Annotated in this window: 4 protein-coding genes; all 4 read right to left on the bottom strand. The window is 35.5% G+C overall.

The features are described from left to right. A partial coding sequence (locus tag HMPREF2628_RS11285) for an Imm59 family immunity protein (protein ID WP_373879019.1) occupies positions 1 to 176 on the bottom strand: 176 nt, incomplete at its 3' end. Between the two features lie 50 nt (positions 177 to 226). Continuing rightward, on the bottom strand, positions 227 to 706 hold the full coding sequence (locus HMPREF2628_RS08550; protein WP_049487881.1) for a hypothetical protein: 480 nt from the start codon (positions 704 to 706) through the stop codon (positions 227 to 229). A 93-nt stretch (positions 707 to 799) separates the two neighbouring features. Continuing rightward, entirely contained in the window at positions 800 to 1183 is a 384-nt protein-coding gene (locus HMPREF2628_RS08545; RefSeq protein ID WP_070842904.1) for a hypothetical protein, read from the bottom strand. 12 nt (positions 1184 to 1195) lie between these two features. Continuing rightward, positions 1196 to 1500: hypothetical protein (locus tag HMPREF2628_RS08540; RefSeq protein ID WP_070842903.1), on the bottom strand; the 305-nt coding region annotated here is incomplete at its 5' end.

Raw genomic sequence — 1500 nt, 5'->3', positions numbered from 1 at the left:
GTCCGGTCGTCCCGACTATTTACCATAAACTTCCCATCTCGATAGTATAGATGTATAGCCCAAAGTTGACTACTATGCTCATCAAATAGAGCATAATAAAGATTTTCAAAGCCTTTTTCTCTGATTTCTTTTTCTACATCTTGTTTTAACAAATCTAAATTCAAATTATTATTCATATTATTGTCCCAATTAACAGTTTATCTATAGAGTGTTACAAGAACCATCACTATTTCTCAATAATGGAAAAACGTTCATTCTTTTGATATTTTTGATTGAATCTTTCCAGTTGCTTCATTGGTTTTATTTTAACAAGACCGTTTGGGAAAGTGATGCTGTCGTTCAATTCCTCTTGATAATCCTTAATTCCTTTAGCAATTGCTTGGGCAACTGTCGACGTATGGATTATAAAACTAGCTATATTTTTTTCTTGCATGAAAAGGATTGCGTCAAAAAACAAAACCGATATATACAAATCAACAGCAGAACGCTGCGATAACTCTATAAGACCGCCTTCTAATATATCTTGAATCTTATCAATATCATTCTGCTTGTAGAAATACTCAGCTAATACTTGGCAAATGTCTGTTGGAAAAACATCTGGTACAGAGGTTGGAGACTCTATGCGATATCTTTTTTCACCTCGCAAAATCCCTACAACATTGCCAGCTTGGATAGCTTCTAACAAGAGTTTTCTGTAATTTTTCATTTGATAATCTCTCTTATCTCCAATTTCGAAGAGACTTAGTTCGTTCTCTGCAGAATTTACCATTTTGAAGTTATTAAGATTAGTTTCCGCTTTTTAATCGCTACTCGCTAGAATTTCAGCCCCTTCGGATAATATTTCTTTCAGTTCAGCCTTTGTGAATAAACCTTGCGCTTTAGGATTTCCTCTTAAAGCTTCTGGATATTGCCTCCAGAAATTTCTATTAGCTTCTTCTTGTGTCACGTTCGGTGGCCAACAATCGTTTTGAAGCTTCCAAGATACTTCAAGTAGCGTTCTCTCTCCACTATCTAATAAGACAAATAACTCATTTGGTAATTCATAGACAACTAACCAAGACGCTACGGTCCCTTCTTCTGAAACTAAATAATACTTGTCCTCATTTTTCCAGATTGACTTTCCGTATCCTTCAACTTCCTCAAACTGGATAACATCTTCCCATTCTAGGTTTGTTGGTTTCATTTTATACCTTCCTTACTTAAGTGGTGATACATAATCATCTGGAAGTTTGCCCATTGATTCTATCCATTGTTGTTCGGCTTGGGGAATAAGTTTTTCAAGTTCTTTATTACTAAAAAGCAACTGATTTTTACGGTTGGAAATCAGCACAATTGGCTTTTTTCTAGCTCTATCTTTTCTAATTTCGTTCTTTTCTTCTTCCGTCGGTGGCCAACAATCGTTCTGAATCTTCCAAGATACTTCGACTAGTGATCTCTCTCCACTATCTAATAGGGAGAATAATTCCTGGGGTAAATCATAGACTGCTAACCAAGAAGCCA

Source organism: Streptococcus sp. HMSC063B03 (assembly GCF_001836965.1).
GTDB classification, from domain to species: domain Bacteria; phylum Bacillota; class Bacilli; order Lactobacillales; family Streptococcaceae; genus Streptococcus; species Streptococcus pneumoniae_F.
Note: the sequence above shows the minus strand (reverse complement) of the source record. Positions and strands in the feature narration are given on the sequence as shown.